At 33.3% G+C, this 25,613-nt stretch carries 22 protein-coding genes; 16 read left to right on the top strand and 6 right to left on the bottom strand.

What is annotated here, in order from left to right:
* Window positions 1-6: 6 nt before the first annotated feature.
* From HGPG_RS03000 to HGPG_RS02975, 6 genes are all read left to right on the top strand, one after another.
* Window positions 7-477, top strand: a complete 471-nt coding sequence (locus tag HGPG_RS03000; protein WP_019124578.1) for a TRAP transporter small permease — start codon at window positions 7-9, stop codon at window positions 475-477.
* A complete protein-coding gene (locus tag HGPG_RS02995; RefSeq protein WP_019124577.1) occupies window positions 474-1,742 on the top strand; it encodes a TRAP transporter large permease in 1,269 nt (422 codons plus the stop codon). Before HGPG_RS03000 ends, HGPG_RS02995 begins: the two co-directional genes overlap by 4 nt.
* A gap of 718 nt (window positions 1,743-2,460) precedes the next feature.
* On the top strand, window positions 2,461-3,810 hold the full coding sequence (locus tag HGPG_RS02990; protein WP_019124576.1) for a DUF3798 domain-containing protein: 1,350 nt from the start codon (window positions 2,461-2,463) through the stop codon (window positions 3,808-3,810).
* Between the two features lie 76 nt (window positions 3,811-3,886).
* Entirely contained in the window at window positions 3,887-5,482 is a 1,596-nt protein-coding gene (locus tag HGPG_RS02985) for a sugar ABC transporter ATP-binding protein (protein WP_019124575.1), read from the top strand.
* Window positions 5,475-6,551, top strand: coding sequence for an ABC transporter permease subunit (locus tag HGPG_RS02980; RefSeq protein ID WP_019124574.1), 1,077 nt, complete (start codon window positions 5,475-5,477; stop codon window positions 6,549-6,551). The genes HGPG_RS02985 and HGPG_RS02980 overlap by 8 nt, the downstream gene beginning before the upstream one ends.
* Entirely contained in the window at window positions 6,544-7,695 is a 1,152-nt protein-coding gene (locus HGPG_RS02975; protein ID WP_019124573.1) for an ABC transporter permease subunit, read from the top strand. Before HGPG_RS02980 ends, HGPG_RS02975 begins: the two co-directional genes overlap by 8 nt.
* Window positions 7,696-7,835: 140 nt before the next feature.
* Here the strand turns inward: HGPG_RS02975 and HGPG_RS02970 are convergent, their stop codons facing one another.
* Window positions 7,836-8,699 carry a DUF4300 family protein gene (locus tag HGPG_RS02970; protein ID WP_019124572.1) on the bottom strand — a complete coding sequence of 288 codons (864 nt, stop codon included), beginning with the start codon at window positions 8,697-8,699 and terminating at the stop codon, window positions 7,836-7,838.
* 162 nt (window positions 8,700-8,861) lie between these two features.
* On the opposite strand from HGPG_RS02970, the gene dpaL reads away from it, so the two are divergent.
* The 6 genes from dpaL to trhA all read left to right on the top strand — a co-directional run bounded on the left by dpaL (window position 8,862) and on the right by trhA (window position 16,493).
* A complete protein-coding gene (dpaL, locus tag HGPG_RS02965; protein WP_019124571.1) occupies window positions 8,862-10,061 on the top strand; it encodes a diaminopropionate ammonia-lyase in 1,200 nt (399 codons plus the stop codon).
* Between the two features lie 224 nt (window positions 10,062-10,285).
* Window positions 10,286-10,873: a TetR/AcrR family transcriptional regulator gene (locus HGPG_RS02960; protein ID WP_019124570.1), complete on the top strand. Its 588-nt coding sequence runs from the start codon at window positions 10,286-10,288 to the stop codon at window positions 10,871-10,873.
* A 7-nt stretch (window positions 10,874-10,880) separates the two neighbouring features.
* Window positions 10,881-12,935, top strand: coding sequence for an efflux RND transporter permease subunit (locus tag HGPG_RS02955; RefSeq protein ID WP_019124569.1), 2,055 nt, complete (start codon window positions 10,881-10,883; stop codon window positions 12,933-12,935).
* Window positions 12,936-12,958: 23 nt separating this feature from the next.
* Window positions 12,959-15,418 carry a methyl-accepting chemotaxis protein gene (locus HGPG_RS02950; RefSeq protein ID WP_019124568.1) on the top strand — a complete coding sequence of 820 codons (2,460 nt, stop codon included), beginning with the start codon at window positions 12,959-12,961 and terminating at the stop codon, window positions 15,416-15,418.
* A 59-nt stretch (window positions 15,419-15,477) separates the two neighbouring features.
* A complete protein-coding gene (locus HGPG_RS02945; RefSeq protein ID WP_019124567.1) occupies window positions 15,478-15,744 on the top strand; it encodes a GNAT family N-acetyltransferase in 267 nt (88 codons plus the stop codon).
* Window positions 15,745-15,836: 92 nt separating this feature from the next.
* Window positions 15,837-16,493 (top strand): PAQR family membrane homeostasis protein TrhA, encoded by a 657-nt coding sequence (gene trhA, locus HGPG_RS02940; RefSeq protein ID WP_019124566.1) that lies wholly within the window; start codon window positions 15,837-15,839, stop codon window positions 16,491-16,493.
* A gap of 71 nt (window positions 16,494-16,564) precedes the next feature.
* Here trhA and HGPG_RS02935 read toward each other — a convergent pair whose 3' ends face one another.
* Window positions 16,565-17,584: a PTS sugar transporter subunit IIC gene (locus HGPG_RS02935; protein ID WP_019124565.1), complete on the bottom strand. Its 1,020-nt coding sequence runs from the start codon at window positions 17,582-17,584 to the stop codon at window positions 16,565-16,567.
* Window positions 17,584-18,165: a nitroreductase family protein gene (locus HGPG_RS02930; protein ID WP_019124564.1), complete on the bottom strand. Its 582-nt coding sequence runs from the start codon at window positions 18,163-18,165 to the stop codon at window positions 17,584-17,586. Before HGPG_RS02930 ends, HGPG_RS02935 begins: the two co-directional genes overlap by 1 nt.
* Window positions 18,166-18,484: 319 nt before the next feature.
* On the opposite strand from HGPG_RS02930, the gene HGPG_RS10070 reads away from it, so the two are divergent.
* Entirely contained in the window at window positions 18,485-20,422 is a 1,938-nt protein-coding gene (locus HGPG_RS10070) for an acyl-CoA dehydrogenase family protein (protein WP_019124563.1), read from the top strand.
* A gap of 11 nt (window positions 20,423-20,433) precedes the next feature.
* Window positions 20,434-21,675, top strand: coding sequence for an FprA family A-type flavoprotein (locus tag HGPG_RS02920; protein WP_019124562.1), 1,242 nt, complete (start codon window positions 20,434-20,436; stop codon window positions 21,673-21,675).
* Between the two features lie 293 nt (window positions 21,676-21,968).
* Here HGPG_RS02920 and HGPG_RS02915 read toward each other — a convergent pair whose 3' ends face one another.
* From HGPG_RS02915 to HGPG_RS10675, 3 genes are read right to left on the bottom strand one after another with little or no spacing between them, the layout of a single operon-like run.
* Window positions 21,969-22,280 carry a DUF5960 family protein gene (locus tag HGPG_RS02915; RefSeq protein ID WP_019124561.1) on the bottom strand — a complete coding sequence of 104 codons (312 nt, stop codon included), beginning with the start codon at window positions 22,278-22,280 and terminating at the stop codon, window positions 21,969-21,971.
* Window positions 22,277-22,621, bottom strand: coding sequence for a hypothetical protein (locus tag HGPG_RS02910; RefSeq protein ID WP_019124560.1), 345 nt, complete (start codon window positions 22,619-22,621; stop codon window positions 22,277-22,279). The genes HGPG_RS02915 and HGPG_RS02910 overlap by 4 nt, the downstream gene beginning before the upstream one ends.
* Window positions 22,622-22,637: 16 nt before the next feature.
* A complete protein-coding gene (locus tag HGPG_RS10675) occupies window positions 22,638-24,050 on the bottom strand; it encodes a Y-family DNA polymerase (protein WP_019124559.1) in 1,413 nt (470 codons plus the stop codon).
* A 186-nt stretch (window positions 24,051-24,236) separates the two neighbouring features.
* On the opposite strand from HGPG_RS10675, the gene HGPG_RS02900 reads away from it, so the two are divergent.
* Together HGPG_RS02900 and HGPG_RS02895 are read left to right on the top strand one after the other, a co-directional pair.
* Window positions 24,237-24,503 carry a phospholipase D-like domain-containing protein gene (locus HGPG_RS02900; RefSeq protein WP_019124558.1) on the top strand — a complete coding sequence of 89 codons (267 nt, stop codon included), beginning with the start codon at window positions 24,237-24,239 and terminating at the stop codon, window positions 24,501-24,503.
* 179 nt (window positions 24,504-24,682) lie between these two features.
* On the top strand, window positions 24,683-25,597 hold the full coding sequence (locus HGPG_RS02895; protein WP_019124557.1) for a HEPN family nuclease: 915 nt from the start codon (window positions 24,683-24,685) through the stop codon (window positions 25,595-25,597).
* Window positions 25,598-25,613: the final 16 nt, after the last annotated feature.

Below are 25,613 nucleotides of genomic sequence, written 5' to 3'. Positions count from 1 at the left end.
GGTTTTATGAAGTATCTTGAAAAATTTTTAAAATTCGTTATGGTTGTAAGTTCAGCGGTGCTCGCAATTGTCACTTTTTTACAAGTTATAATGAGATTTTTATTTAAAATGCCTGTTGCTTGGGGACAAGATATTATAAGATTAAGCTTTGTTTATTTAGTATTTCTTGGTGCAGCTTATTGCTTAAAAACCAATGATCATCTAAATATTGATATCATATTTTCATTGATTCCTAACAAAGCTGGTAAAATTCTACAAATTTTAATAAATATAATATTATTAGGGTTTTTTGTATTTTTACTAATTTATGGTGTTGAGTTTTCAAAAACTGGTATAACACAAAAAGCACCATACACTGCTATTCCAATGATTTACTATTATGCTTCAATTCCAATAAGTGCAGCTTTCTTAATACTATATGATATTGAAATAATAATAAATCAAATCAAAAATATTAAGGATGGTGACAATAAATGATAATTATAATATTATTTGCAGCATTCCTTTTAGGAGTACCTATAGCATTTGCTTTGGGATTAGTATCATTAGGACAAATAGTAGCTGATGGTTATCCTTTACTTGTAGTAGCACAAAGACTCTTCACAGGAGTTGATAGTATTGCTTTAACTGCGATTCCTTTGTTTATTTTATCTGGTGGTTTAATGCTCAAAGGTGGAATGAGTGATAGACTTGTAAACTTTGCAGATTTACTAATTGGACATCACCCAAGCGGTTTAGCAATGGTAAGTATTTTAGCTTGTATGTTTTTTGCAGCAATCACTGGTTCAGCTATAGCAGCAACAGCTGCTATAGGTGGTATTATGGCGCCTATAATGATAGAGAAGGGTTATGACAAAGAATTTTGTGCTCCATTACTAGCAACCGGTGGATCAATAGGTCCTATAATTCCACCATCAATACCTTTGCTCATTTATGGTGTTATGGCAAATGTAAGTGTAGCAAAACTATTTATTGGTGGCTTTATTCCTGGAATATTAATGGGTGTAGCCTTGATGATTTACTCATATTTTGTAGGTAAAAAGAGAAACTATATTGGTAGAGATGAAAAAGCATCATTTAAAGAGGTACTAGTTGCGGGAAAAGATGCGATATTAGCCTTGATAATGCCTATAATTATAATAGGAGGAATAATGAGTGGATTTTTCTCTCCAACAGAGTCTGCTACAGTAGCTACTTTTTATGCATTAATAATAGGTTTATTTGTATATAAAGAGCTTAAAATCAGTGATTTGCCAGGAATATTATTAGATGCCGCCAAATCAACAGGACAAGTTTTGCTAGTAGTAGGAGCAGCTTCATTATTCACATGGGTAATAACAGTTAACAATATTCCTCAAACAGTTGGAGCATTCTTGGCTGATAATATAGGATCTAAATTTATGTTACTATTAATAATAAATATAATATTGTTGATAGCTGGAACATTTATTGATACTACAAGTGCGGTAGTTATTTTTACTCCTTTATTTTTACCAATAGTCCAAACATTTGGAATAGACGTAATCCATTTTGGATTAGTAATGGCTGTCAATTTAACTATAGGTATGTGTACACCTCCATTGGGAGTGTGCTTATTTGTTGCAGGATCAATTACAAAAGTTTCATTGAAAGAACAAATGAAAGATTTAGTTCCTATGCTAGTAGTTTTATTAGTAGTATTATTGATAATAACATATATACCTTCTACGGTAACAATACTACCTAATCTCTTTGTTAAATGATATTTTAAACTTCTAACTATATGTAAATTAGACGTTGGTCGTGATTATACAAATATAAATAGTTAGAAGTTTTTTAATTATTATAAACATTTTTATTTTTGATTTTATCTTAAATTTTTACATAAGAAAAAATTTTTACTTTTTTAATTTTTATTCTTTAAATAAGAAAAAGTGAAAACATTTTAAATTTGAATTTAAATTGATTTCTTAAAATAAAGGTAAAATTTTTCCATAATAGTAAGTATAGTATAATAGCCTTAATTTTATAAAAAAATCATTTTGATTTATTTGGCTGAAATCAAATATAATTTTTTCGAAATTTAAAAAAAAGCAAAAATTTTGCCTTATATCAAGGTCTGAGCACAGTTTGCCCAGACTTTTTTATTACAGGCTTATTTATTGGTGTAAAGGAGAAAAAGGAAAAAGTATTATTTTTTTAGATGGACTATTTATATTATTAATAATTTGTATTTTAAAAATTCTCTATTTAAATTGTTGAAAAATATTATCAAAAACTTGCATTTTTTCAGAAGATTATTTGTAAGAAATATATCAAAATTAAATTTTACTTTGTGTAAATATTAGGTAAAATTTTTGTATTTAAAAAATTTCTTTGTATGTTCATATATTGAGAATAATATTGACCTTTGCTATTTAATGTGATAAAATCTCTTTAATTTATAAACCAATATTAAATAAATTAGAAGAGGTGTAAAAAATGAATGTAAAATTTAAAAGGTTTATGGGTATTATAATGCTATTATTAGCAGTTATCGCCTTTAGCGGTTGTCAAAAAGTTGACAATGGAGCTAAAGAGGAAGGCAAAGATGCTAATGTTGCTGCCGATGTCAAAGAAGATGGCGTTAAAGCTCAATTTGAAACTCTTAAAGATGGCGAAGAATTCCACATTGGAATTATAACTGGTACAGTATCACAAGGTGAAGATGAGTTCCGTGCTGCTCAAAAAGCTATTGAACTTTATGGTTCTGCTGATGAAGGCGGAGTTATTAAACACGACACTTATCCAGACAGATTTGAAGCTGAACAAGAAACTACAATTTCAAAGATTGTAGCTATGGCAGATGACCCTCTAATGAAAGCTGTAATTGTAAATCAATCAGTTCCAGGAACTGTAGCAGCCTTTAATCAAATTAGAGAAAAAAGACCTGATATCATTCTTGTTAACTTAGTTGCACAAGAAGATACAGTAATGGTAGAAAAAGCAGCTGACCTAGTAATGGATGCCGATAATGTTTCCAGAGGTTACAGAATTATTGCTGCAGCAAAGGAAATGGGAGCTACTAAATTTGCTCATATCACTTTCCCTAGACACATGTCTATTGAACTTTTAGCTCTTAGAAGAGCTATTATGGAAGAAGCTTGTAAAGACCTAGGACTTGAATTTATTTCACTTAACGCACCTGATCCAACAACTGATATTGGTATCCCAGGAGCACAACAATATGTAGCTGAAAATATTCAACCTTGGATTGACAAGTATGGTAAAGATACTGCTTTCTTCTGTACAAATGATGCACATACTGAACCACTTCTTAGAGGTGTTGCAGCTGGTGGAGCTATCTTTGTAGAACAAGATTTACCATCTCCAATCATGGGTTATCCAAAGGCATTCTCTGTTGATATTAAAGATATGGCAGGAGATTGGCAAGCAATCAACGCTGCTGTTGAAAAAGCTGTTATTGAAAAAGGCGGCGACAAGAGAATGGGTACTTGGGCTTATTCATTAGGTTATTCACTAACTCTTGGTGCACTTGACCATGTAATGGATGTTCTTAAGGGACAAGGAGAACTTCTTAACCAAGAACAAATCGTAAGTGCTATTGAAAAATATACTGAAGGCGCAAACTGGATGGTTGAAAACTATATAGATAGAGCTTCTGGAGAAAAGAAAGAAAATCACTTCTTACTATCTCAAGACACTTATGTATATGGTAGAGGTTACCTAGGTATGGATAAAGTTGAAGTTCCTGAAAAGTATTTGAATCTTAATGTTGATTTAGATGCTATTGAAGCTGCTCAAGAACAAGCTGAAGGACAAGCTAAATAATTATTTTATAAGAAAAATTAAAGTCAACGGGCTACCGTTGATTTTAATTTTATTTTAAGAAGATGGAGGGATTTTGTTGACAAATAGTTTACTTGAAGTCAAGAATGTCAGCAAGAGTTTTGGCGAAAACGCCGTCTTAAAAGATGTTAATTTTAACCTTCAAAAGGGAGAAATTTTGGGACTTGTTGGTGAAAATGGTGCCGGTAAGTCCACTCTTATGAATATAATTTTCGGAATGGAAGTTATTAAAGACACAGGCGGTTATAACGGTGAAATTTATTTTGACGGAAAATTAATTGACTTCAAAAACCCAATTGACGCTTTAAATGCAGGCATAGGCATGGTACATCAAGAATTTAGTTTAATCCCTGGATTTACAGTTGCAGAAAATATTACTCTCGATATGGAGAAGACAAATTCCTCTGTAATTTCTAAAATTTTTGGTAAAAAACTAGAGAGTATAGATGCTAAAGAAAATATTAGAATAGCAGGTAAGTCTCTCGACACTTTGGAAGTTAGCATTGATACTAGTGCTTTAGTTTCCGAAATGCCTGTTGGTCACAAGCAATTTATTGAAATTGCTAGGGAAATGACAAGAAAAGATGTTAAGTTAATAATTATGGATGAGCCAACTGCTGTACTTACAGAAACTGAAGCTAATAACCTTATTGCTTCACTGAGGACTTTAGCAGATCTTGGCATTTCTATAATTTTCATCACTCACAGACTTCGTGAAATCATAAATGTATGTGATCAAGTTGTTGTACTTAGAGATGGTGAAATAATTGAAGACAGAAAGAATGAAAATCTATCTATTGAACAAATTGCTAAATGGATGGTTGGTAGAGATGATGAATCAAAGAAGTTAGCTGTAGAGAAAGTGGATAAGAATTTAGATGAAAATGACCACATTCTTGAAATTGAAAACCTCTGGGTTGATATGCCAGGTGAAGCTGTCTACGATGTAAGTCTTTCTGTTATTAGAGGAGAAATTCTAGGCATTGCTGGCCTTGCTGGTCAAGGTAAACTTGGTATTCCAAATGGAATTTTGGGCACTTATCCAGTAGGTGGCAAGCTAATTTATAATGGCAAAGAATTAAAACTTGGCGATACTTTAGATATTTTGAGAAATAAAATTGCCTTTGTTTCTGAAGATAGAAGAGGTGTAGGTCTTTTATTGGAAGAGCCAATTTTTTGGAATATAGCTTTTAATGCTATGCAAGTTCAAGAAAAGTTTATTAAAAGAGTTCTTGGATTTAAGTTTAGAGATGAAGCTAAGATGAAAGAGCTATCCAATGAATACATTGAATCTCTTCACATAAAGACAACTGGACCAGAACAAAAGGCAGGAAACTTATCTGGTGGGAACCAACAAAAGATTTGTCTTGCTAAAGCTTTTGCCATGGAACCAGACCTTTTATTTGTATCTGAACCTACTAGAGGTATAGACATTGGTGCAAAGGAACTTGTATTAGATGCCTTAAAAGAAAGTAATGAAAAGGACAATACAACTATTGTCATGGTTTCATCAGAACTTGAAGAACTTAGAAGTATATGTAATAGAATTGCTGTTATTTGTGAAGGAAAAATCGCAGGTATTTTACCAGCAAATGCTGATGCAACAGAATTTGGACTTCTAATGAGTGGAGAAGTGGAGGCAGTAAATGACTAAAAAGAAAAGTTTAATTAACAAAATTGGAATTCCACGACTTATTATTGGAGTCTTCTTACTAATTCTTTTTATTGCAGCTCCAATGGCTGGCGTTTCATTAGTCGATTCTATTGACAATGTTCTTTCAAGATTTGGTATGTTTTCAGTTTTAGTTTTATCCCTTGTGCCAATGGTACAATCTGGTTGTGGACTTAACTTTGGTATCCCAATCGGTGTTGTAGCAGGAATTCTTGGTGGTGTAACTTCAATTGAATTTGGTTTTACAGGTTTTAAAGGGATTTTCATAGCAATGCTATTTGCATCTCTTATAGCAGTTGTATTTGGATTTTTCTACGGACTACTTTTAAATAGAATTAAGGGCGATGAAATGCTTATTGCAACTTATGTTGGTTATTCATTCACAGCTTTTATGTGTATTGCCTATTTAATTCTTCCTTACAAGAATCCAGTTTCTGTTTTAAGTTATGGAGGAAAGGGACTATCCCAACAAATTCCAGTTGCAGATTATTGGATGAAGTCAAAAATTTTGGAAGATGGCACTAAGGTAACTGTTGGTGTATTAAATAACTTTTTAAGTATTAATATACTTGGTGTAAAAATTCCTGTGGGTATGTTTTTATTATTTGCACTTATGGCATTTATTGTATGGGCATTTTTCAAGACAAAAACTGGTACTGCAATGACAGCTGTAGGATCTAACTCAGAATATGCAAAAGCTGCTGGCATTCACATTAACAAGGTAAGACTTGTTTCTGTAATTCTTTCAACAGTTATTGCTGCCATTGGTATTGTTATTTACCAACAATCCTATGGTTTTATACAACTTTACCAAGCACCGCTTTCCTTTACATTCCAAACAGTAGCTGCACTATTAATTGGTGGTGCAAGTATTAACAAGGCATCAATTCCAAATGTTATAATTGGTACATTTTTATTCCAAGGTGTAATTACACTTACTCCTACTGTAATAAATGGTGCATTAAATATTGATATTTCAGAAATATTAAGAATGATAATCACAAATGGAATGATAATTTACGCACTAACAAGGAGGAGTAAAGATGAATAAGAAATTTAATTTTAAAGAATTTTTATACAGATTTATGGTTCCTATTTTGTTTATAATCATAGTTGTGGCAGGACTTATAATTGCTAAACCACCACTATCTTATATAACAAATGAACTTTCCAAGAGAATGGTAAGAAATACATTCCTTGTACTTTCTCTTATCATACCGATTATTGCTGGTATGGGTATCAACTTTGGTATTCCACTAGGAGCAATGGCTGGACAAATTGGAATAATTTTTGCACAAGACTGGGGCTTTACTGGAGCAACTGGACTTTTAATAGCTGCTCTTATTGGTACTCCAATTGCAGTTTTACTTGGTCAATTCTCAGGAAGAGTTTTAAATAGAGCAAGAGGAAGAGAAATGATAACATCAATGATGCTTGCCTTCTTTATTCTAGGCTGGTACATGCTTTTCCTATTGTACTTCTGCGGAACTTTAATTCCAATGAGAACAAGAGCCATGGTATTATCATCTGGTTATGGTATTAAAAACTCCATTACCCTTGCATCTGCCCAAGGCTTTGACAATATTTTAAAATTCAGAGTTAACATTCCTATTACTGCAAAGCATCAAATTTTATTTGATGTGCCAGTAGTTACAATTTTAATTATTGCTTTACTTTGCGCATTTATCGTATGGTTTAGAAACACTAAACTTGGTCACGACATGAAGGCAGTTGGACAAGATCAATTTGTATCTTCCAACGCAGGTATGAACTCTGATAAAATCAGAATTGCATCTATAGTAATGTCAACTGTACTTGCTTGCTATGGTCAAATTATTTATCTTCAAAACATTGGTACACTTGCAACTTATGCAGGTCAAGACCAAGCAGCACTTTACGCTGCAGCATCAATCCTTGTTGGTGGTGCATCTGTATCCAAGGCATCAATTCCAAATGTAATCTTAGGTACTGCACTATTCCACTTGATGTTTATCGTTCTTCCACAAGCAGGAAGAGTTTTAACAGGCGATGCCATGATGGGTGAATATTTCAGAACATTTATCTCCTACGGCGTTGTAACTCTTGCACTTATTCTTCACGCTTTTGAAAGAAAGAGAGAACTTGAAGCAAATAGGTTGAAGATGCGAGAAGATAGATTAAATGAAAATAAAAAAGAAGAAGTTGCTGATAATTAATATTAATGTAATTTCAAAATTTATAATAAAAAATTGCTCAAGAATACTTGGGCAATTTTTTGCGTTTTATAGACTTATAATTAATGTTTTCTAAAATATTTTTTGCTTAAAAGCACAAAGAATTTTAAGTAAAGATAAAATTAAAGGTCTACATACTCATTATTTTCCATGATAAAGGGTGGAGCTACATTGGGGTCCTTGTAGTCCTCAAACTTTTCCTTTAAATACTTGTAGCAGGACTCCTTGTCAGGAAATTTTATTGCCTGATAGGGCTCTTCAAAGGAAATTTTTTCTATAAACAAATATCCTTTTTCAAGGGGAAGCAGAACTCCAACATGACCAATAAAAAGATAGTCGCCATCTAAATTGTCATGAAGAACAACAGAAAGCATCTTAATTTTTTCAGGGAAGCTGAAATTTGATAAAAATTCTGACATAATATCTCCCTGAAGCTTTGGATCCTTGCTACTTTTTGTTGCTACTCTTGAAAACAAGCCTTTAAAATTTTTAAATTCCTCATCAGTAAATAAAATTGAATTTTTAATTGCTTCTTCGTCCATAAAAAGTAGGTCGTCATCAATTTTTGCACCTGTTTTAAATTTCATCTCATCCTTTAAAAGTAAAAAGGAATTAATTCTACAATTTGTGTCGGGAAAATCGTGCTTGAGCTTACTTCTCTCATCAATAATTTTGCCAGTATCAATATTTATACTAGATAAACTTTTAAAATCGCCAATGAGAAGATCTTGAGATATGCCTTTGTTATAATCTCTTACAAGAGCAGCAAACTTTTCCAGGCTTTGGCTATTCACACTTCCATCAAGGGAATTTTTAACAAAATCTAAAGTCTTTTCATCATTTAAATTAGAAATTTCTGGCTCTCCTATTTTTTCTTCAACCATTTCTCCATTATCAATATTATTTTTATTTTCTAAATTATTTTTTGCACAGGCTGCTGTAAGAAATGCAAGGCAGGCAAATAAAATTAAAATTTTTCTCTTCATCTTTCCTCCAAGAATTAAATTATCAAAGTAGATTATACAATAAAAAATATTTTTTCTAAATGATATCTTGCATAAATAAGTCCCTAACAAATAAAAATATAAACATATCTTTTACATAATTAAAATGATAAACTAATAACATAAGATGAAAGCAGGTGGGACATGGATAAATTTAACTTAACTTATATTGAAAATAAAAATATTTATGCAGATATTTCTGACTTTGATTATGATTCTGCAAATATTGTAAATAATTTTCACAAGTCCTTTGACATCTATGAAAAGACTCCTCTAGTGGACTTAAAAAATTTGGCAGAGGAAATTGGACTAAGGAAATTTTTTGTAAAGGATGAATCCTATAGATTCGGATTAAATGCCTTTAAGGTCCTTGGCGCAAGTTATGCTATTGCCAATTATATAGGAGAAAAAATTGGATTAGGTGAAAATAATTTAACTTTTGATGAAATAACTTCAGTTGAGACAAAGAAAAAACTGGGGGAAATTATTTTTACCACTGCAACTGATGGCAATCATGGTCGCGCTGTAGCTTGGACTGCAAATAAACTTGGTCAAAGGTCAAAAGTCTTTATGCCAAAGGGGACTACTCTTGAGAGATTAGAAAACATTAGGAGAGAAAATTCGGACGCCGATATTATGGAGGAAAATTATGACGACTGCGTGAGGCTTGCTGCAAAATTTGCAATAGAAAATAAGGGCGTCTTAATTCAAGATACTTCCTGGCAAGGGTACACTGAAGTCCCAAAAAACATTATGAAGGGCTATATGACTATGGCTTATGAAGCCTTTATGGACTTAAAGGAAAAAGAAATGCTGCCAACTCATATTTTCTTGCAGGCAGGTGTTGGCTCTATGGCAGCATCAATGACTGCATTTTTTAGAAATGTAATGAAGGAAAACCCTCCAAAAATTATTATTGTGGAGCCTAATAAGGCAAATTGCCTTTATAGAACTGCCGAGGCCAATGATGGCAGGCTTCATTTTGTAAAGGGTCATCTCAATTCAATAATGGCGGGACTAAACTGTGGTGAGCCAGTTACTATTGGTTGGCCTATTTTAGAGTCCTATGCTGATTATTTTTTGTCAGTAGATGATTATTACACTGCCCTTGGCATGAGAATTTTAGGAAATAGTATTGGAGATGATAGAAAAATTATTTCTGGTGAATCAGGTGCTGTGACTACGGGCATTGTTTATGAACTCATGAAAGACGAAGATCTAAGGGAATATAGAGATAAGATTGGCTTAGACAAAGATTCACTTGTCCTATGTTTTTCAACAGAAGGGGACACAGACAAGAAAACTTACAGAGAAATAGTTTGGCGTGGAAGGTATAATAGTTAAAATTTTTTAATTTTTTTAAAATTTACTAACATAAATTTTTGAAAAGATTAAAGTTTTTTAAAATTTAATATATGAAGTTTTTAGACTTTGCATAAGGCAGAGTCTTTTTTACTTATTTTAAAAAATTTTTAAAATAAAAATAAAAAAAGTGTTGAACTTTATTTACAAAAGGGGTATTATATTTTTGAAAAGATGAACAATGTTCAGTTTTTAAGGGAGGATATATGTTAAAGTCTGAAGAAAGAAAAAAAGAAAAAGAAAATAAAATTACAACAGCTGCTCTTTCTTCTTTTAGAGATAAGGGGATAGAGTCAACTTCAATTAGAGACATAATGAATAGAACAGACTTAGGGCTAGGTACATTTTATCTCTACTTCAGAGACAAAAGAGATCTTGAAGAAAAAATAGTTTTAGATATTATGACGGAATTATTTTACAGTGCAGAAGCAATGTGCAAGGGCAAGGATTCTAAGGAGAGATTGATTTACTTTTTTGATTTTATAATCGACTACTTAATAAATGACCCCTTGGAGTTAAAACTTATTTCCAAAAATTTAAATTGGGCTCTTTATGCAAAAGTTGAAAATGATGATAGGTTTAAGGAAACAGAAACAACTCTTGATTTTATTTTAAATAAATTTTCAAATTTATTTCCTGTCATTTTGTCAGAGGAAGAGAAAATATTTATTTTGTCTATTACAATAAATATTGTGCTTTCAAATTGTGAGTCCGCTTTAATGGATGATTCAATTCTTGGAATAGAAGAAATGAAACCTGTACTATATAAAATTGTGGACAGGATATTTAGGTAGTGTTTAGATGAAAAAATTTACAAAATTCATTTCACATAGACCTAAGTTTGTGCTTTTGGTTATGACCCTACTTCTCATTCCAGCCTTTTTAGGTTATAAGCTAACGGGAGTCAACTATGATATTTTATCTTACTTGCCAAAGGACTTAAAATCTACTCAAGGTCAGGAGATTTTGGATAAGGATTTTAAAAATGCTGCCACAGGCATGTTAATCTTAGAGGGGACCGACCATGAAGCAGAAGTTTTGAGAGAAAAAATACTAAAAATTGATGGCGTAGAAGATGTAATTTCTAAAACATCAACTGTTGGCAATATGATTCCCAGTGAATTTTTGCCAGATGATATAAAAGATATTTTTTATGCTGAAGATTCTACCCTAATGATCGTAAAATTTAGCGAGTCGTCTTCTTCATTAAAGACCATGTCTGCTATTGATCAAATTAGAAGTATTGAATCAAATCAAAAATATTTAAGTGGGATTTCCTCTCTAGTAAAAGATACCAAGGACTTAATTGACAAGGAAACGCCAATATATGTTGCCCTTGCCGTTACTCTTGGTCTTATTATTTTATCTTTTACTAATGAATCCACAATCATACCCTTTGTTTTTATTCTAACTATAGGTTATGCAGTTTTATATAACTTTGGGACTAATATATTTTTGGGAGAGATATCCTATATCACCAAGGCCATAGCGGCGGTTTTGCAGCTGGCAGTTACCATGGACTATTCTATATTCCTCTACCACAGATATGTAGAAGAGAAAAAGAATTTTGACAATAAAAATGATGCCATGGACGTGGCAATTCAAGAAACTATTTCTTCACTCTTTGCCTCATCTCTAACAACTTTTGCAGGCTTTATTGTTTTAATAGCCATGAGATTAGGACTTGGAAAAGACATTGGTCTTGTAATGAGTAAGGGTGTCTTAATAGGACTCATAGCAACAGTTACAGTTCTTCCTGCCATGCTACTTGTAGTTGAAAAATTCATCAACAAGTATAATCACAGAGTAATGCTTCCTGAATTTAATAAGTTGGCAGATTTTACAATAAAACATAAAAAAACTCTTTTTACGATTTTTCTCTTGCTTTTTATACCTGCAATTTATGGTTCAGTTAACACAAAACTTTACTACAACTTGGACAGATCACTTCCACAGGACTTAGATTCAATAGTTTCCTTAAATAAAATGAAAAAAGATTATGATATGGCAAGTACCCACTTCATTGTTGTAAAAGATGACCTTTCAAAGTCAGACTTAGAAAGCCTTATAAGCGATATAAAGGGCGTTGAGGGAATAAACTCTGTTTTAAGTGCAAGTTCTGTCACAGGATACACTATCCCAAGTGAATTTTTGCCTGAGAAGCTTCAGGATAATTTTTCAAAAAATGGCTATCAGATGATTATGGCAAACTCCAAGTTTCAAACAGCATCGCCAGAAGTGAAAAAGCAAGTTGGAGAAATGAAAAGTATCATTAATAAATATGACAAGGAAGGTTATTTGACTGGAGAAGCAGTTTTAACTGATGACTTAACAGTTATTTCAGATAGAGACTTTCAAATTGTAAATTTAATTTCAATTGCTGTTGTATTTTTAATTATTGCTCTTGTGTTTAAGTCAATTGGAATACCAATAGTTTTAATTGGGGCAATTGAACTTGCAATCCAAATAAATATGGGAATTCCATTTTATTTAAATCACACTATACCTTTTATAACTTCAATAATAATTGGAGTAATACAGCTTGGATCTACTATTGACTACTCAATTTTAATGACTGACAGATTTTTGGCTGAATATAATAAAACCAAGGATGTAGATGAGTCTATCAAAATTTCAGTTAAGGAAACTTCAAAATCCATTGCTACATCTGCTTTATCCTTTATGGCAGCGACAATTGGTGTAGGTATTTACTCAAAAATGGAAATTGTATCGACGATTTGTACATTTTTAGCTAGAGGAGCAATTATTAGTATGTGCGTAATAATACTATTATTGCCTGCTATTATTTCCGTAAGTTTTCCTCTAATAAGGAAAACTACTAAGGGTTTAGATTAAAAATTATTTTAAGGAGAAGAAAAATGAATAAAAAAGTTCAAAAAGGTGTAATTACAGTTGTTATGTCTTCCATGCTTTTGACAAACACAGCTTTTGCTGCATCAAATGTCATAAATAAAAGTGAAACTGTTTATGTCTTAAAAGAAAATGACAATATTAAAGATAAAACTGTTTCAGTTTGGTTAAATTCAGAAGAAAACATCAAGGGCAAGGACAAGTCCAATTTAAAAAATGTTAAAAACTTGAAGACTGATGAAAAAGTTGAAAATAAAAATGGCTACCTTTTCTGGGATGAAAATGTAAAGGACATTTACTACCAAGGCAAGAGCGAAGAAAATATTCCAATTGATGTAAAAATTGACTATTATCTTGACGGCGAAAAAATGGAAAATAGCGAATTAAAGGGCAAGTCAGGTCACCTTAAATTAGTTATTTCAACTGAAAACAATAAGTATGTTATAAAGAATATTGCTGGCAAAAAAACTAAGGTCTATGCACCTTATACAGTTATAGCAGCCCTATCCTTCCCACAAGAAGTTGCATCAAACATTGAATCTGATGATGCAAAAATTGCAAAGGATGGCAAAAATGAAGTTGTAACTTCAGTATTAACTCCAGGTCTTAGAGAAAACTTTGAAAGTATTTTAGAAGATAGACAAATGGAAGAATTTAGAAGTGAAGCAGTAGTTGAAATGGATGTAAAAGATTACGATCCAGTGGAAGCTTATGTAGTAATTTCCAATGAGTTATTCCAAAATGAAGCAGACCTAGAGACAATTGACAAGCTTCGTGACGGAGTTAGAGAACTTGAAGACAATTCACAAAAATTAGTTGACGCATCTACAAAATTATCTGATGCGCAAGGCGAATTAAATGACGGTCTAACTGAACTGGACGATGGAACTGTTAAACTTAAGGATGGATCTAAGGAACTTTATGATAAATCTGGAGAGTTTGAAGATAAAATTGACGAAGTTATTGAAAAAGTTGAGCCAATTCCAGGTGCAGCACAAGAAATGTATGAAGGCGGAAGCAAATTAACTTCAGGAATTAGCGACTACACTTCTGCAGTGGGCAAGATGAATGAAAAAACTGGTGAAATGAAAGATGGAGCCAAAAAACTTCACGATGGCTCAGTAGAACTTGACGATGGTCTTGGAAAGTTAAAGGATGCAACTTCACAACTTAGGGAAGGTTCAAGCAAATTAAGCAAGGTGGACCAACTAAAGGAAGAAGCCTTAAAGAAGTTGGCTGAATTAAAGTCTGGAATAGGACAGCTTTCTGCTGGCGCCCAAAAACTTGAGGCAGGAGCCGCTCAGACTTATGAAGGTGCAAATAAACTTGCAGCTGGTGAAAGTGAATTTAATACTAATTTCCAAGCCTTAAATGGAAAAGTTCAAGCTATGAATGTGCCAGACCTATCTGGTCTAGGAGATATTAATGTTGAAGGAGATCTTCAAAATATTGGAGCAAAGGCAAGAGAAATTGGTGGAAATGCACAGTCAATTGGAGCATCAGCTGGAGATATTCAAAGAGCTATAGCAGTTTTAAGTCCAAGCCAAGACCCTGCAGCTCAAGAAGCTATAGAAATATTACAAGGAGCAGCAGCAAACTTGGGTCAAACTGCAGGTAAAATTGGAGATAATGCAAACAGTATTGGAGTATCAACAAAAAATGTTGGTAATAAACTTAAAGCACTAAGTGGCTTAAGTGGAATGGCAGGACAATTACAAGGTCTAGACCAATTAAAGGGCGGAATGAATCAACTTGCCGCAGCATCAGAACAAATAAATGCAGGAGCAAGTCAACTTCCTGCAGGTCTTGAACAATTAAAATCAGGAACAACGGAGCTTTCTAATGGAGCAAATCAAATTAATTCTGCCCTTGAAAAGGCTATGTCAGAAGCAGCATCAAAACTTGACACTTCACAACTTATGAAGCTTTCAGATTCTCTTGTCAAACTTGACGATGCAGCAGGAAAATTAAAAGACGGCTCATCAAAATTAAGAGAAGGTACAGAAAAGAGTGAAGATGCAGTAAATAAATTTACAGATGCAATTACTGAGCTTGACTCAAATTCACCTAAACTAAATTCAGGAGCAAATGAACTTACTGAGGGACTATTAGAATTCCGCGACAAGTCTGTAGTATTTAAAGATTTTCCAAGACTTAAGACTGAAGGTGTAGTTCCATTAAGAGATGGAATTAAGAAATTAGATGACGGAATCATCGACTTAAACTCTGGAGCTATTGATTTAAAAGATGGCGGAATCCTAATCAATGACAACATGAAAATTTTTGCAGAAAAATTAGAAGAATTTAAACAAAAGGGAATTGATGAACTAGACAAGAAGACACAAGAACTTCCTGAGTTTAAAGAAATTGTTGACACTATGTCTGAACTCTCTGAAGAAGATTCATCCTTTACAGGCACTACAGCAGACTTTGACACTAAGTATAGAATAATCGAAAAAATAAAATAATGTGACAAATCCGAAAATTTGGGTATTACATGATTAATATCAATTTTTAGGAGGTCATTATGGAAATTAAAAAAGGAAACAATTGTTACTATATAGGAGAAGACGAAAATAATTACAAGGGAATTTTGACTTACGAAGAAAAGGGCGATGTAATAGATGCTACACACACTATTGTAAAACCTGAGTACGGCGGACAAGGTCTTGCAGGTGAGCTTGTAAAAAAACTTGTAGAAGATGCAAGAAACGAGAATAAAAAAATAAAGGGAACTTGCTCCTATGTTGAGAAAAAACTTGAATCAAGTGACTTTGACGATGTAAGAGCTTAAAAATGAGATGGGTGAGACATTGCCCATCTTTTTTAATTAAATATTTACGCTCACGCTTTAAAGTAGTATAATTAGCAAAAGGAAGTGAGAATATGGCAGAAAAGTCTAAAGCAAAAAAAGAACATATCTTGATTGAAATAGCAAATTCTATTAGCCACGGCATTGGTGTTATCCTTGGAATTATTTTCTTGTTGATGTTAATTATTCCAAGTGCAAAAAATGGCGAGGTCTTAAAGACAGTTGCCTTTTCTATATATGGTGGATGCTTTATATTTATGTATTTAATGAGCACAATTTACCATGCAATTCAGCACAAGGGAGCAAAAAAAATTCTTAGAATTTTCGACCACGTGTCCATATATTATTTTATAGCAGGAAGTTTTACTCCAATAATACTTTTACTTACAAAGGGAAAGTTTAGATTATTTTTTATAATTTTAATCTGGGCAATAGCAATTTTTGGAACAGTTTTTAAGATTGCTACATATAAAGATTATGACAAGTTAAAAACTATTTCTGTTATTATTTATATTGCCATGGGTTGGCTTTCTGTATTTTTAATTAAGCCAATTGTAGCAAATACAACTTGGAAGTTTATGCTTCTCTTAGTTTTAGGTGGCGTTGTTTATACTGCAGGAACTTATTTTTACAAATCAAAGAAGTTCAAAGGCAATCACATAATTTGGCACTTCTTTGTCCTAGCAGCATCAATAATTCACTTTATTGCCTTTTATCTTTATATTTCATAAAAAATTTTGGTTCATCAAATTGATGGACCAATTTTTTTGCAAAAAAATAACGAGCCTTGAGCTCGTCAATTTTATTTAAAATATAATTTCATGTCACCATCTTGAATTAGGCCCTTGCGATAAAATATTTCATAAATTGCAAAAGTCACAAGAGCTGGCAAAATTATGTGCATAAGTAAAACTATGCCAAAAAGCTTAGTAAAGGGAACATCAGGCATTGCTGTGAAAGTAGAAATTTGTCCCACAAGTCCACTTGTGCCCATGCCAGATCCCAGAGGTGTGTTTTCAAGTTTAAAGACCATAGTAGAAACTGGTCCTAAGATTGCCGATGAAATAATTGGCGGAATAATAATTATTGGCTTTCTCACAATATTTGGCATTTGTAGCATTGATGTTCCAAGACCTTGTGCCACAAGTCCTTCCATTTTGTTGTCGCGATAAGAGATAACTGCAAAGCCAACCATTTGACAACAGCAGCCAATAGTTGCAGCTCCACCAGCAAGAGATGAAAGGGAAAGCATCATGCAAAGTGCCGCTGATGAAATTGGAAGAGTGAGGACAATCCCAACTATAACAGATACGATGATTCCCATAAAGAAGGGAGCCTTTTCTGTAGCATTAATAATAATTGCACCGAGAAGGTTCATAAAGGCACCTATGTATGGTCCAACGAAGTTTGCTATGAAGACGCCCACTAAAACTGTGACAGCAGGAGTGATTATAATGTCGATTTTTGTTTTTCTGCTGACAAGTTTTCCAAACTCAACAGCAAAAATTGTGGCTATATAAACTCCCATAGGTCCGCCAAGTTCGTTGCCTGCAATGCCCACAACTGTTGCGGCATAGACTACAAGACTTGGGGCAGACATTGCCGTTGCAATAGCTACTGCTATGGCAGGTCCCGTTGCCTTTTGTGCCAAGGGCCAAAGGACTTCTGTCAAAAATTCAATGTTAAAACTTTTGCCAATTGTATTTAAAATTGTGCCCACAAGCAGGGTGGCAAAAAGCCCAAAAGCCATGGCACCTAATGCATCAATAAAATATAACTTTGCCTTCTTCTTCAATTTTTCGTTAAAACTTTCTTTTGTCATCATATTCTCCTAACAAGGTCCTTTATTTTATATTTTGGAACTATATAGTTGCCATCTTTGTCTAAGTAATAAGACTGGTCTTCACCTGCGTCTATTTCCTTTATACTTGACTTAACTTTTGGATAGCCAAAGGCAATTACTACTTCGCAGGAATAGTTATCTTCATAATTTAAAATCTCACGCATTTTTTTGTCGCTTACACTTCCAATGATGCAAGAGCCAATGCCTTTTTCTGCAGCAGCAAGAGTTAAGTTAGAAATAACTAAGCCCTCATCAATGCCATTAAATCTTAACTTCTTTTCATCGTCACTTAAAATTGCAATGAAATAAACAGGCCTTTCGCCTTCCTTTGGTCTTCCCGTATTGTCAGGTAGGGAAGCAGCCCACTTTGTGTTTTCAAAAATTTCCAAAACCACATCTCTACTTTCAGCAGAAATAAATCTAAGGTACTGTCTGTTGTTGGCGCAAGATGCAAATTTAATAGAAGATAAAATTTCATCAATGTCCTCTTTTGAAAGGGGCTTACTTTCGTCAAACTTTCTATAAGACCTTCTCCACTCCAATAAATTTTCTAAACTCATTTTTCCTCCTTTAAAATAAATTTTTATCCTCGTTAACTTTATATTTTATAACAAAATATTTATTTTACAATAAATTATTAAAATTAACTAAATTCATGTTTTATTTAATAAAAAGGGGTATATATACTTTAATCAAAGAATATAATAATGCGAGAAAAATTTTTAAAAATTTTAACTCAAATTTGATGAAAATGTTTTGACACTTTAGGTAAGTTGATGTATACTTTAATTATTGTATACCGCTTTGGTGTATCTTTTGTTTTTCACAATTAAAGTGAAAAATATTTCAAGTATTCTTTAATTTAAAAAGGAGGAAAATATGTCAAATATGTATAAGACTACTGCTGAACATGAAGCTCTTCGTAAAGCTATAAGAGAGTTTGCAGAAGCAGAAATTAAGCCATTGTCTTTTGGACTTGATCAAAACAATGAATTTCCAGAAGAAATCATTAAGAAAATTGGCGAAAACGGTTGGATGGGTCTACCTTATCCTGAAGAAGAAGGTGGAGCAGGTAAGGATGTTATCTCTTATGCCATCGCCGTAGAAGAATTATCAAGAGTAGATGCTGGTGTTGGCGTTGTTTTATCAGCTCATACATCACTAGGTTCTTATCCAATCCAAGCTTTTGGTACTAAAGAACAAAAGGAAAAATATTTAAAACCACTTGCTCAAGGTAAAAAACTTGGAGCTTTCGGTTTAACTGAACCTAATGCAGGATCTGATGCAGGTGGCACAGAAACTACTGCTGTACTTGATGGCGATTATTATATTTTGAATGGTAATAAAATCTTTATTACTAACGCTCCTGCTGCTGACACTTATGTTGTATATGCAGTTACTACACCAGGTATTGGAACTCACGGAATTTCTGCTTTCATAGTAGAAAAAGGTTGGGAAGGATTTACTTTCGGAGATCACTATGACAAATTAGGTATTAGATCTTCAACTACTGCTGAACTTCAATTTAACAATGTTAAGGTTCCAAAGGAAAACTTACTTGGTAAAGAAGGTCAAGGATTTAGAATTGCAATGCAAACTCTTGACGGTGGTAGAATTGGTATTGCATCACAAGCTCTTGGTATTGCACAAGGTGCTTTCGAAGCTGCTCTTTCTTATGCAAAAGAAAGAATCCAATTTGGTAGACCAATTGCTCAACAACAAGCTGTTGCATTCAAACTTGCAGATATGGCTACTAAGATTAGAGCTGCAAGACTTATGATTTATTCAGCTGCTGAAATGAAACAAAATCACGAAAATTATTCAATGGAAGCTGCAATGGCAAAAACTGTTGCATCTGAAGTTGCTATGTGGGTTGTAAATGAAGCTCTTCAAATCCACGGCGGTAATGGATATCTAAAGGGAATGGATGTAGAAAGATTCTTCAGAGATGCTAAGATCACTACTATCTACGAAGGTACTTCTGAAATCCAAAGAGTTGTAGTTGCAAGTCACCTTGTTGGTAAGGCTCCTAAAAAGAAAGGTAGAGCTGCTGCAATAGATAAGAAGGCTGGTCCTATCACTGGAGAAAGAAAGAGAGAAATAATTAAAGCTGACACAGCAGAAGAAGCTGTTGAAATTTTAGTTAAGAACTTAAAGAAAGATGGATATGATTTCTCAGTAGGAATTGATATCGACACTCCTGTTTACGATGCTGAAAGAGTTGTTTCAGTTGGTAAGGGAATTGGCGGAGAAGAAAACATGGATATGGCTAGAGAACTTGCACACGCTGCAGGTGCTGCACTAGGTTCTTCAAGACCAGTTGCTGAAACATTAAAACTTGTACCACTTGAAAGATATGTTGGTATGTCTGGACAAAAATTCAACGGAAACCTATACATTGCATGTGGTATTTCTGGAGCAAGCCAACACTTAAAGGGTATTAAAAACGCATCAACTATTGTTGCAATCAACAAAAATGCAGGTGCTCCAATCTTCAAGAACTGTGACTATGGTATAGTTGGAGATATGTTCGAAATTATGCCACTACTTGCAGAAGCTCTTGGAACTGGTGAAAAAGAACCAGCACCTCCAATGAAGAAAGTTAGAAGATCTAAACCTAGAAAATTAGCTCCAAACTATAAAGTAATGGTATGTCCAGGATGCGGATATGAATACGATCCAAACTATGGAGATCCAGAAGGTGAAATTGATCCTGGTACAGATTTCGATAAATTACCAGATGACTGGACTTGTCCAGAATGTCAAGAAGAAAAACAAAACTTTATTGAAGCTGATTTCCCTGCTGATAGAAAATAAAGGAGGATATAATGTATACTGTTAGAAAAGTTACAGATGATCTTTACTATGTTGGTGGCAATGATCATAGATTAGAATTATTTGAAAATATATTTCCTATTCCTGAAGGAGTAACTTATAATTCATATTTACTAAAAGACGAAAAGAATGTATTATTCGATACAGTTGACTGGTCAATCGTAAAAGATTATTTAGAAAATGTTTCTGAAGTTCTTGATGGAGAAGATCTTGATTATCTAGTAATCCATCACTTAGAACCAGACCACGCAGCTGCTATTGATGAAATAACTTTAAGATACCCAGATGTTAAGGTAATCGCAAGTGAACAAGGTTTTGAATTCATGCGTCAATATGGATTCCATGTAAACGAAGAACAAGCAATGATAGTTGCTGAAGGAGACACTATTTCCTTTGGTAAACACGAATTTGTATTCTTAGAAGCACCAATGGTTCACTGGCCAGAAGTTCTTGTATCTTTTGATACAACTGACGGAGTACTATTTGCAGCTGATGCCTTTGGTACTTTCGGAACACTTGATGGAAAATTATTTGCTGATGAAGTTAATTTCGAAAGAGATTACCTTGACAGTGCAAGAAGATATTTAACTAATATCGTAGGAAAATATGGACCATTTGTACAAGATGTTCTTAAAAAAGCATCAACTGTTGACATTAAAATGATTTGTCCACTTCACGGACCAGTTTGGAGAGATAATCTTGGTTGGTTCATTGGAAAATATGACAAATGGTCAAGATACGAACCAGAAGAAGAAGGCGTAATGATTGTTTACGCATCAATGTATGGAAATACTGAAAGAGCTGCACAAGCCCTTGCATCAAGACTTTGTGACAAGGGAATGACTAATGTAGTAGTTCATGATGTAAGTAACACTCACATGTCTTACCTAATTGCAGACACATTTAAATACTCTCACATTGTAATTGCATCAGTAACTTACAACTTAGGTATTTATCCTGTAATGAAGAACTTCTTAATGGACCTTGAAGCTCTTAATGTTCAAAATAGAACAGTTGGTATCATCGAAAATGGTACTTGGGCTTGTACAGTTGGCGATAAGATTGAAGAATATATCGACGAAAATCTTAAGATGTTCGACGTTCTTCCAGAAAGAGTTACACTTAACTCTGCTCTTAACAAGGCTAACGAAAACGACATGGAAGCTCTTGCAGATTCTATTATTGAATCTATGGCAAAAATTAGAGAAGTTAAAGAAAAATCCGCTAACCAATAATACCAAAGCGGTGTGGATATTAAATTCGGTTATATCATTTGATATAGCCGAATTTTTTTGGCTCTATAATATCTGTTGGGGGAGTAAATCTCTAACAGATATTTTTAGCTCTATGTCAAATATTGGGGAGACTCTTTAATTTGGGGTCTTTCTCTTTTTATGTAGACCTATAAAGTTTATTGGTGAGAAAATGATAGTCCTAATTATAAAAATTTATTGAAGTTAAAATTTATTGAATCTAAAGATAAAATAAGAATTAAAAATTACAAAAAAAATCAGCCAAGGGCTGAAAACTATTTGCTGAAATAAAATTTAAAAAATTCGGCAGTAGATAAATTTCCAAGATACTCAAATTGGCTGATATACTTATTATCCTTGTTATTAAATTTTTTGAAAACAAAATAATGGTCCCTCTCGTCCACAGAATTCTTTGCATTGAGTCTAAAATAATTGTGCCCAGTAGAAACCATGTGCAGCAAGAGATCATCAGTTAAAAAAGTTAGGGGAATATTAATAGTGGCGAACTTATAAAAATCTTCCTCAAAACGCTTATAATTGTTAGAGAAATAATCAAACTGAATACAACTTTTTTCTAAATCATTCATACTTCCTCCAAAAGAACAATCTTAATAATATCTCCAAAAGAAATAATAAGACCTTCATCTCCACATAAATAAATACTTCCCTGAAAAATTTCATTGACCTTACCTACAAAGGGCTCTAGCCTAAGCCTTGTGTAGACCAGAACAGAAAGCTCATTTACATAAACTTGACTAAGGGCGAGAACAAGATCATCGCGGCTCATCTCGTCAGAAAGATCAATGACATCGCCCATATGGGAAAGGGCAGAAGTGTGTTCAGAAATAAAAAATCCCATCCACTTTGCCATGCCCCTGTCCACATAAGCCCTTGCAGACTTATAGGGCAAATAAGACCTATCAACCATAAAATCACCTCACAAATCAAATAGCGCCGTCCATGCCGCCACAGTGACCGCCAATTAAATTACTTCTTTCAATAACGCGAGAGCCTTCCAAAAGGCAAGTCGCCCTTTGAACAGAAGTAAAACCAAACCTGTCGCGAATAGAATCAATAGCCTTGTCGAGATTTTCCTCACGCTCAATTTTCCTATAATCATCAAAAAAATTAAAAATCGTAGAAGACTCATCAACTAAATTATCATAAGTAACGCCAAGATTTCTCACAGCGCCACCCTTATACCTTTCACGGAAGAGCTTCAAAACCTCGCCACACAAAACTCGAGTGGACTGACTTGGAGAAATAGTCCTCCTAGCGTTGATGGATTTTTTATTCTCACTGTAAGAAAAACCAACATGAATAGAAATAACAGAAGCCTTCTTCTTGATTCTTCTGATTCTAATGGCCACCTGCTCAGCAATTTCACATAAAACAATTTCAATTTCATATTGACTAGTATAATCGCGAGGAAGAACTTGAGAATTGCCAAGACCCTTGGACTTAGGCTTGTAGGGCAGAGTGACCTTAGACTCATCAACACCATTGGCGTGAAACCAAAGCTGAAGACCAATGACGCCAAGCTCCTTCTTTAAAATATCAGGATTGTAATTGGCAAGGTCCTTTACAGAAAAAATATAAAGATCATTTAACCTCTTTTTCATCCTAGACCCAATGCCCCAAAAATCTGTGAGCTCATCAATCTCCCAAAGCTTAGTCTCCACATCTTCATAGGACCAATTAGCACGCATGGTTCTAGTCTTTTTAGCTTCATTGTCAAGGGCAAGCTTGGCGAGAAGAGGATTGGCATTGCTCATGCCAACAGTAGAATAAAGACCTATGGACTCCCAAATTTCCCTTTGAATCATGGAAGACACAAGGTCCAACTTGTCGCGTCGAGAAATACATTTGTTGGGGACAAAATAAGAAAGGCTCTTAGTGAGGTCTATAAAACCCTCATCAATAGAGTAGGGGAGAATTTCTTCCTTGGCAGCATAATTTTGAAAAACCCTTTGAATTTTTAAATTTTCTTCGATATAAAGAGCCATCCTCGGCGGCACGATGAGAGTGTTCTTCGCCCACTTCTCAATATAATCAACATAAGACTTGGTGATCTCAACATTTTGATGTCTAGCCTTATCAAAACTAAACTTCCGAGTCTCAATATCAAAGGGAAGGTCCCTGGCTCTACCAACATTATTCTTGCCAAAAACCCTTTTAAAGAGGGGAGAGCTGGCGAGGATGAGTCCACTAGAATTTTCAGACCTACTCATGACACAAAGAGAAGTAGTTAGAGGGTCAAGCTTTCTCTTGACGCACTCAACGCTGGCGTAGAATGACTTAATATCCACAAAAGCAATATCAGACCTTGGCTCCAAAGAATAATCAATAAAACCCATAAGCCACCTCCTAAAAAGAAATAAAAATATATTTAAACACAAGTTTATTTAACTATATTGTAGAACATTTGAGCGAGAAACACAAGTTCAAAAAATAAAATTTCTTTATAAGCACAATGAAAGCAAAAGTTCTTTATCACTATGTTATAATTAAGTTATTAGATAAATTTTTTCGAGGTGAAAAAATTGGAAGAACAAGTTAAATTAATAGACAATGTCAATCAGACTTTAAAAGAAGATTTAAAGAATCAAATAAAAAAATCAAGTAAAATTTCAATAGCCGCAGCGAGTTTTTCTATCTATGCCTTTGATCAGCTTAAAAAAGAACTAAAGAATATAGAGGAACTAAGATTCATATTTACATCACCAATTTTTATAAAGGAAAAATCAAAGAAAGAAAAAGTAGTAAAAAACAACACCAAACTTACCAGAGAATTGATGGAAAATATATAGATTCAGTATTCTGTGAAGGAAACAAAGTGTTGAACATAATATAGAAATAGCATAAATAGTGAGAAATCTCACATTGAGATTTCATTATGTCTAACTTTTTTTTATTAGAAGTTAATGAAACGGTTGAAATAATATGAAAGCACAATAGGGTATAAATATATAAAAAGGAGATATGAAAAATGGGTTTCGATAAGTGCTGTCAATGTCGAAATGTGAAATTATATGATACTCAACATAATCCTAAGCCTATGGATTGGCCGGAGGAAGTTAATGAGTCTATTAGCTCTTTATTATGGTATATTCCAAATATTGATTCTGTGCAATCATATAAAGATGAACTTATAGAAAATAAGGTTTATGATAATTTAACTTTTGATTATATTTGCCGTTATCTTGGAATGAGTGAAGAAAAAGATTTTTTATTTTTAGAAAGCAAAGCAGTAATTCCAGAAGATTTATGGAATTTTTATCGAGGAGAGATCTGTACTCATTGTCAGAAAGCAATTTTAACTCAATATTCCAATCACACAAAAACAAAAACATTATTACGATGCATAAGAAATGCTGTAGCACATGGTGATTTTACTATTGTAGATGATATGCTAATTGGTTTTAATGTTAATAATCATGGTGAAAAGAAAGCAATAATTAAGATTAAGTATAAAAGATTAAGAGATAGCTTAAAAACTATTAGAAAAGCTTATTCAAAGGAGATAATTATCGCAAATGCTTTAAATAAAATTGGTTACAATACAATAATAAACGGCTCACATATAAGAATAGGCAACAAAATTATTATGCCTGATATAATTGCGAAAAAAGATAATATAACTTATGTTTTTGAAATTAAAGTTATCAAAAACTCTAGATATCTTAATAAGAAAATATTAGATAGATACATAAGCCAAGTCATGTCGTATAAAACATATTTTCACGATGAAAAAATAAAGTTTGTATTTGTTTTTGATACTTCACGATTAACAAAAACCTTGAAAGAATACTTAGAAGATTTTAATGAAATCATTGTTATGGATATTAATGAAATAATAAAATTATCATACGGAGAGGACATATTGATTGACGAATTATATTAATCACTCTAAAGGAGCA

The sequence above is a fragment of the Peptoniphilus grossensis ph5 genome, from assembly GCF_000311825.1.
Taxonomy (GTDB): Bacteria; Bacillota; Clostridia; order Tissierellales; family Peptoniphilaceae; genus Peptoniphilus_A; species Peptoniphilus_A hominis.
This window is presented reverse-complemented; position numbering and strand designations above follow the sequence as displayed.

Excerpts from the sequence above, each read along its gene's own strand:
- HGPG_RS02990 (WP_019124576.1), top strand. The coding sequence starts at position 2,461 with ATGAATGTAAAATTTAAAAGGTTTATGGGTATTATAATGCTATTATTA.
- HGPG_RS10070 (WP_019124563.1), top strand. The coding sequence starts at position 18,485 with ATGTCAAATATGTATAAGACTACTGCTGAACATGAAGCTCTTCGTAAA.
- trhA (WP_019124566.1), top strand. The coding sequence starts at position 15,837 with ATGGCAGAAAAGTCTAAAGCAAAAAAAGAACATATCTTGATTGAAATA.
- HGPG_RS02935 (WP_019124565.1), bottom strand. The coding sequence starts at position 17,584 with ATGACAAAAGAAAGTTTTAACGAAAAATTGAAGAAGAAGGCAAAGTTA.
- HGPG_RS02945 (WP_019124567.1), top strand. The coding sequence starts at position 15,478 with ATGGAAATTAAAAAAGGAAACAATTGTTACTATATAGGAGAAGACGAA.
- HGPG_RS02955 (WP_019124569.1), top strand. The coding sequence starts at position 10,881 with ATGAAAAAATTTACAAAATTCATTTCACATAGACCTAAGTTTGTGCTT.
- HGPG_RS02975 (WP_019124573.1), top strand. The coding sequence starts at position 6,544 with ATGAATAAGAAATTTAATTTTAAAGAATTTTTATACAGATTTATGGTT.
- dpaL (WP_019124571.1), top strand. The coding sequence starts at position 8,862 with ATGGATAAATTTAACTTAACTTATATTGAAAATAAAAATATTTATGCA.
- HGPG_RS02995 (WP_019124577.1), top strand. The coding sequence starts at position 474 with ATGATAATTATAATATTATTTGCAGCATTCCTTTTAGGAGTACCTATA.
- HGPG_RS02970 (WP_019124572.1), bottom strand. The coding sequence starts at position 8,699 with ATGAAGAGAAAAATTTTAATTTTATTTGCCTGCCTTGCATTTCTTACA.
- HGPG_RS02930 (WP_019124564.1), bottom strand. The coding sequence starts at position 18,165 with ATGAGTTTAGAAAATTTATTGGAGTGGAGAAGGTCTTATAGAAAGTTT.
- HGPG_RS02920 (WP_019124562.1), top strand. The coding sequence starts at position 20,434 with ATGTATACTGTTAGAAAAGTTACAGATGATCTTTACTATGTTGGTGGC.
- HGPG_RS02950 (WP_019124568.1), top strand. The coding sequence starts at position 12,959 with ATGAATAAAAAAGTTCAAAAAGGTGTAATTACAGTTGTTATGTCTTCC.
- HGPG_RS03000 (WP_019124578.1), top strand. The coding sequence starts at position 7 with ATGAAGTATCTTGAAAAATTTTTAAAATTCGTTATGGTTGTAAGTTCA.
- HGPG_RS10675 (WP_019124559.1), bottom strand. The coding sequence starts at position 24,050 with ATGGGTTTTATTGATTATTCTTTGGAGCCAAGGTCTGATATTGCTTTT.
- HGPG_RS02895 (WP_019124557.1), top strand. The coding sequence starts at position 24,683 with ATGGGTTTCGATAAGTGCTGTCAATGTCGAAATGTGAAATTATATGAT.
- HGPG_RS02960 (WP_019124570.1), top strand. The coding sequence starts at position 10,286 with ATGTTAAAGTCTGAAGAAAGAAAAAAAGAAAAAGAAAATAAAATTACA.
- HGPG_RS02915 (WP_019124561.1), bottom strand. The coding sequence starts at position 22,280 with ATGAATGATTTAGAAAAAAGTTGTATTCAGTTTGATTATTTCTCTAAC.
- HGPG_RS02980 (WP_019124574.1), top strand. The coding sequence starts at position 5,475 with ATGACTAAAAAGAAAAGTTTAATTAACAAAATTGGAATTCCACGACTT.
- HGPG_RS02910 (WP_019124560.1), bottom strand. The coding sequence starts at position 22,621 with ATGGTTGATAGGTCTTATTTGCCCTATAAGTCTGCAAGGGCTTATGTG.